This window comes from Collinsella sp. AF16-8 (assembly GCF_003462695.1).
GTDB lineage: Bacteria > Actinomycetota > Coriobacteriia > Coriobacteriales > Coriobacteriaceae > Collinsella.
The window spans coordinates 1-6,180 of the sequence record NZ_QRXX01000019.1 but is presented as its reverse complement, the minus strand read 5'-3'; the positions used below and the strand labels follow the sequence as shown (position 1 = coordinate 6,180).

At 54.6% G+C, this 6,180-nt stretch carries 5 protein-coding genes; 2 read left to right on the top strand and 3 right to left on the bottom strand.

The window, feature by feature from the left end:
- Window positions 1-94: 94 nt before the first annotated feature.
- The 3 genes from argF to DWW73_RS09915 form a co-directional block, all read right to left on the bottom strand.
- On the bottom strand, window positions 95-1,102 hold the full coding sequence (argF, locus tag DWW73_RS09925; RefSeq protein WP_117779475.1) for an ornithine carbamoyltransferase: 1,008 nt from the start codon (window positions 1,100-1,102) through the stop codon (window positions 95-97).
- Window positions 1,103-1,187: 85 nt separating this feature from the next.
- Entirely contained in the window at window positions 1,188-2,432 is a 1,245-nt protein-coding gene (locus tag DWW73_RS09920; protein ID WP_117779474.1) for an arginine deiminase family protein, read from the bottom strand.
- Window positions 2,433-2,473: 41 nt separating this feature from the next.
- Window positions 2,474-3,910: a YfcC family protein gene (locus DWW73_RS09915; protein WP_199413514.1), complete on the bottom strand. Its 1,437-nt coding sequence runs from the start codon at window positions 3,908-3,910 to the stop codon at window positions 2,474-2,476.
- Window positions 3,911-4,187: 277 nt separating this feature from the next.
- On the opposite strand from DWW73_RS09915, the gene DWW73_RS09910 reads away from it, so the two are divergent.
- Window positions 4,188-5,438: an arginine deiminase family protein gene (locus DWW73_RS09910; protein ID WP_158555317.1), complete on the top strand. Its 1,251-nt coding sequence runs from the start codon at window positions 4,188-4,190 to the stop codon at window positions 5,436-5,438.
- A gap of 1 nt (window position 5,439) precedes the next feature.
- On the top strand, window positions 5,440-6,090 hold the full coding sequence (locus DWW73_RS09905; protein ID WP_055252611.1) for a LexA family transcriptional regulator: 651 nt from the start codon (window positions 5,440-5,442) through the stop codon (window positions 6,088-6,090).
- Window positions 6,091-6,180: the final 90 nt, after the last annotated feature.

Here is a 6,180-nt window from a genome sequence, read left to right as displayed (position 1 = left end):
GGGTTGTTGCCGAGGGCGTTGCCGCCGAGGGCGACGACAATACGATCGGGCTTTCCGTACGGTTTACTCATAGTGTTCGTTCACTTCCCAGCTACTAGCGAAGCGTCGCGTACATCATGGCCTTAATGGTATGCATGCGGTTCTCGGCCTCCTGGAACACGCGAGACTGCGCGCTCTCAAAGACCTCGTCGGAAACCTCCATCTCGGTCACGCCGAACTTCTCGGCAATCTCGGCGCCGATGGTGGTCTGCGTATCGTGGAAGCTCGGCAGGCAGTGCATAAAGATGGCGCCGGGGTTTGCCTTGGCCATGACCTCGGGCGTTACTCGATAGGAAGAGAGAAGATCGATTCGGCTCTTCCACAGCTCCTCAGCCTGGCCCATACCGACCCAAACGTCCGTATAGATCACGTCTGCATCCTTGACGCCCTCTTCGATATCCTCAGTGAGCTGGATCGTGCAGCCATTCTGAGCGGCGATCTCCTGGCAGCGCTCAAGAAGCTCGGGATCGAAGTGCGTGGCGCCCTCGACATCGCCCTTGGGTCCGCAGGAGCAGAAGTTAATGCCGAGCTTGGCGCAGATAACCATCAGGGAGTCGCTGACGTTGCCCTGCTCCTTGCCCATATAGGTGAGCTTCATGCCGCGCGTGTCGCCAAACTCCTCACGCATGGTAAGAATGTCGGCAAGGGCCTGGGTGGGATGGTACTCGTTGGTCAGACCGTTCCAGACGGGAACGCCAGCCTTGGCGGCAAGCTCCTCGACGATCGACTGGTCGGAGCCGCGATACTCAATACCGTCATACATGCGACCGAGCACGCGGGCGGTATCCTCGATGGACTCTTTCTTGCCCATCTGCGACGAGCCGGGGTCGAGGTAGGTCACGCCCATACCCAGGTCCATACCGCCGACCTCGAAGGCACAGCGCGTGCGCGTTGAGGTCTTCTCAAACAGCAGGACAATGTTCTTGCCCTCGAGAAAGCGGTGCGGATAACCGGCGCGCTTCATATCCTTGAAGTTCTTTGAGAGGTCGAGCATGTACTCGATTTCCTCGGACGTAAAGTCAAGCAGGGTAAGAACGCTTCGACCAGAAAGATTAAGAGCCATGATTTGAGTCCTTTCGGTTGTTGGAACACACAAGGAGGGATGGGCGGCGCAGACCACACGCGCCGCCCAGATACGCTAACGCTGACTAGATTTCCTCACGCCAGAACGGCATGGTCATGCAACGCGGGCCGCCGCGACCGCGAGAAAGCTCCTCGGAGGGAGCGACGAGCAGCTCGACGCCAGCCTTGTAAAGAGCATCGTTGGTTACAACGTTGCGCTCATACACGCAGACCTTGCCCGGTGCGACCGCAAGAGTGTTGGAACCATCGTTCCACTGCTCACGGGAAGCCTCGATCGGATCGCCACCACCGCACTCAATCATGGTGATATGGTCCATACCCGTCGCAAGCTCGAGGATATGCTGCAGGGTGCCCTCGAGTTCCTCGATATGCACCTCCCCCTCCGAATCGCCCTTGGTCAGGCGGTAGGCACGAAGCGTCTGGTAGATGCCGGGATAGACCGTGAACTTATCGCGATCGACCTGCGTGCAGACGGTGTCGAGGTGCATGTAGGCATAGCCGTGCGGAATCTTGATGGCATAGATGTTCTCGATCTCGGCCTCATCGGAACCCCAGAACATATTCTTGGCGAGCTCATCGATGGCTGCAGTCTGGGTGCGCTCGGAAATACCGATGGCGAGCGTCTTGGCGTTGATGTTGAGGATATCGCCGCCCTCGATATGCCACTCGCTGTTGTGGTCATACCAAATGGGGCTACCAGCGTAATCAGGATGGTTACGCAGCACCGTTTCGTAGAAGATTACTTCGCGATTGCGCTGATTCCAGTACATGCGGTTCATGGTAGCGCCCTTGCCCACGACAGCCAGAGGGTCACGGGAGAAATACGAGGCCGGCATGGGGAACAGCACCATATCGTCGCCCTTCAGCTCGTCGCCGTCCAGGCTGGCAAGAGAGCCGCCGACATGCGGGATCTCGAGGTCGCGCACATACAGTCCGCCCATAGCTGTGAGGACAAATTCCTTGTTGTCCTTGATGGAATCGAGCTTCTCGACAACCGCCTGGCGAAGAGCGGCGTTCTTGATACCCGACTCGTTCATGAACTTTCCCATGAACTCCGCACGCGCGCCCTCGACCTTATCAAACGTCTCGGCAACCAGGTCTTCCATATAGACGACCTCGGCGCCAGCGCCGCGAAGAAGGTCGGTAAACTGATCGTGCTCTTTCTGGGCATAGTCCAGATAGAACGCGTCGTGAATCCAAACGCGGTCGAAATCCTCCGCCTTCATGTTTACAAGATCCATACCGGGGCGATGGACGCACACCTTCTTAAGGGCGCCAATCTCGCTATGAACGTTCAGTCCTTTGTTCATCTCTATCCTTCTTTCTTACAACTGTATGTAAGGTTTTGCTTTTACGGCAAGGGGATAAGGCCCGAAACCGCAGTGAATGCCATGCAGATAACGCTCACGACCAGGAAGAATTTCCAAGCAACCTTCCACCACTGGCCAAGCGGAATCTTGCAGACGCCAAGACCGGCAACGAGCATCGCGCTTGTTGGCGAAATGAGAGACATGGCCGCGCTGCCCATGGAAAGACCCGTAACTGCAGCCTCGGGGTTTAAGCCCATCAGCTCAACAAGCGGGCCAAAAATTGGAATCGTAAGAGCAGCGATACCCGAAGAGCTCGGAACGAGGATCGACAGAAGGTTATCCACGACATAGAGGATGCTCGTAAAGATAACGGCTGGAACTCCAGTGAGAGCCGTGGCGAGCGTATTGAGAATCGTATCGATGATGAGGCCGTCATTGGCGATTACGAGGATTCCGCGGGCAAGTCCAACAACGATGGCAGAGAACGCGAAATCTGCAATTCCCTTAACGAACTCGCCAGCGATCTCCTTCTCATTCATCCCGGAAACAACACCAGAAAGAAGGGCCATGGCCAAGAAAATCGCAGAGATTTCGTTCATGTACCAGCCCTGGGCTACCAGGCCCCAAATGATAGCGCCAAGTCCAAGCACGAAAATAACCATGACGGCTTTTTGCTTAGCGGTGAACTCGCTATCGAGGAGGTTCTCATCCGCGCCAAACTCTTTGCGTTTCTCGATATCATCGTGGAAAGCGGGGGACGCTTCGGGGTTTTTCTTAACCTTGAGGGCATACATTACAACCCATGCGACGGCAACCGCCGTGAGCACGGCAAGGGCAATAGTACGCAACCAAAGCTGGGGGTTGCCCTGGATACCGAGGATGCCCTGGGAAATCAGGACGTTGAACGGATTGACGGTAGATGCGATGTATCCGATACGGGCACCCACAAACACCGTCATGAACGCTGTAATTGAGTCGAAGCCCATGGCCATCATGATCGGCATAAGAATCGCAAAGAACGGAAGCGTCTCCTCTGCCATACCAAAGGTGCTGCCGCCCAAGGCAAAAAGCACCATTAGGATCGGAATGATGAGGACGTCCTTGCTCTTGAACTTCTTCACCACTCGGGCGACGCCACTCGTGATGGCTCCGGTCGCCGTGATGACCTGGAAGGAACCTCCCACGATCATAATGAATGCAACGACCTCGACCGCTTGCTGGATGCCGATCGCAGGGGCCTCAAGTACTTCGAAGATGCCTTGGCGAAGATCGACCTCGTTGCCGTCCTCGTCCGTATAGACCTTATCGACAGGCTCATAGGTGCCCGAGACCGTTACCTCGCGACCGTTAACCTCCTGGCGCTCAAACGAACCCGAAGGCACGACCCAGGTCAGAACGGCAAATACGGCCATCAAGACGAGAATGATGGTGTACACGTGCGGGACTCGAGGAGTGCGCTTCTTTTCTGTCTCTGCCATCTCTCCTCCTTAATTCAGGGGTTTTTCGTTGCCGGCAAAGCCATTGTGTCATCGCGCAAAACACCCTTCCGTCTCTTCGCCCGCCAACGAAGCGCATCAACCCGTAAACGGATTTCAGATTGATGTAATTTGTCAATTTGCTATCTAAATTGATGTTTAACATCAATTACTAAGTCGGTTCGTGCCATTCACCTGTGACAGATATGATGTAAATTTAATCAAACTCGTAATGTGCCACTATGGAAGCAATAAATACTCACCGCCAAAGCGAGGTCACATGTCCGCATTGCATGTTCAAAATGAAATAGGAAAGCTAAAAAAGGTGCTTCTGCACTGTCCCGGCCCCGAAACGCGCAACTACCCCGACGGGCAGTTCAATCGGGTCTTTACGTTGCGTCCGTCTAGCAGCTCATTCGATCTTGATAAAGCCCTTAGGGAGCATCATGCTTACTCGGCGATGCTCGAGCACGAAGGGGTAGAGATTCTCTATCTTGAAAACCTTCTTACCGAAGCCCTTGATGCGACAGAGCAAGCGCGTCGCTCTTTTATCGATAGCTACATTTCAGAATGCGGCGCGCGGGGCATTGAGCTCGAGTCTGCCATTCGCGAGTATCTCGAGCGCATCGAAGGCTCCCGCGCCCTTGCTCAAGCAGCAGTCAACGGCATCCGCTACTCCCAGGTCTTCAACACAGATAAAGAGGTGTTCAGCCTCACGAAACTGACGGCAGACGCATACTCACCTGACGATCTTCTCGTAAGCCCCCTTAACACCATGTGGTTCACACGCGATCCGGCGAGCGTCATCGGCGAAGGCGTTACGCTCAACCACATGTACTGGCCAGAGCGCAACCGTGAGGTTATCGCCTACAAAACGATTTTTACCTATCACCCAGATTTCCGCGAGACCCCTCAGTTCTTCAAGCATGAATCGACTTACCACATTGAAGGCGGCGACCTGCACAACCTCAACAGCGAAAACATAGCCGTTGGAATCTCGCAACGAACCGAGCCGGCGGCGATAGACACTTTAGCAAATAACTTGCTGTGGGATGAGAACTCGACTATTGAGTCCGTATGGGCCATTCAGGTCCCCTACGATGACCTCTGCATTCATCTCGACACATATTTCACTCGCGTTGACTACGAGACATTCCTCGTTGCTCGGGAGCTTCTCGACCAAGCGCGAGTCTACCGCATTACGCGGGGCAGATCGGAAGGGACAACCCGTGCGTGTCATGTCGCAGGCGGACTGAAAGAAGCGTTGCGATTAGCCCTAGGTTCAAGTTCGTTGCAGTTTATCCTTTGCGGTGGCTCAAATCCCGGAGCAGCAGAGGTCGAAAGGACCAACAATGCCACAAGCACCCTTTGTTTGGAGCCAGGCAAGGTCTGCGTATACGAAGAAAACGCCGAAACCAACAAAGCGCTGGAGCAGGCCGGTATTGACCTTATTCCCATCTCTATCTTTGAGCTGACAAACGGCTTTGGCGGCCCCAACTGCCTCTGCCTCCCCCTCGTCCGCACTTCATAACATGGGAACGGGTCAAAACATAAAGGCGCTTCGCAAGCGCGACCAGCTGACACAGGAGGAATTCGCGGCACTCATCGGCGTCTCCAAAGAAACGGTATGCCGCTGGGAAAAGGACCGCTATACAATCCGCCGCTCAACGTTGCTCAAGATAGTATCGAAATTTAACCTGCAGCTCGACGACCTCACATCTGAAACCGCAGGGCTTGCCGCAAAGCTCGACCACGAGGGGCGGAAGGGGGAATCCAAAGAAGTTACTACTGATTCCCTTTGCGATGTATTTAAAATCTTGAAGAATGGAGGCAGAACGGGACTTAAACAAACCGGAATAACCGCGCTTCCCTCATCCGTATTCAAGAAACATCGCGGGTGCTTCTTTGTTCAAATGGACACGTCCGCCATGTCCAAATGCTACCCGATTGGATCCCTTCTCCTCGTGGATCCAAACCTGAAACCCTGGAACGGATGCTCCGTCCTCGCCTTGGCCGATAATTCAAGAATCGTCATACGTCGTTATAGCACCGGTACGAACACCGTGATGCTCTCATCCTACTCATATCGCACAGCGGAACCGGATATCGTGCTGGACAAACGCCGAATTAGGATTCTGGGAATCATCGTCTGGTTTCAGGCATCCCATGATCTGAGCATCTAACCAAATTTGCTCTTGTTTGCCCCCTGCACACATCTCAAACAGCAAAAGCCCCGCAGTCGGAGCGGACTGCGGGGCTCATGAAGAGAGGCT

Excerpts from the sequence above, each read along its gene's own strand:
- DWW73_RS09920 (WP_117779474.1), bottom strand. The coding sequence starts at position 2,432 with ATGAACAAAGGACTGAACGTTCATAGCGAGATTGGCGCCCTTAAGAAG.
- argF (WP_117779475.1), bottom strand. The coding sequence starts at position 1,102 with ATGGCTCTTAATCTTTCTGGTCGAAGCGTTCTTACCCTGCTTGACTTT.
- DWW73_RS09910 (WP_158555317.1), top strand. The coding sequence starts at position 4,188 with ATGTCCGCATTGCATGTTCAAAATGAAATAGGAAAGCTAAAAAAGGTG.
- DWW73_RS09915 (WP_199413514.1), bottom strand. The coding sequence starts at position 3,910 with ATGGCAGAGACAGAAAAGAAGCGCACTCCTCGAGTCCCGCACGTGTAC.
- DWW73_RS09905 (WP_055252611.1), top strand. The coding sequence starts at position 5,440 with ATGGGAACGGGTCAAAACATAAAGGCGCTTCGCAAGCGCGACCAGCTG.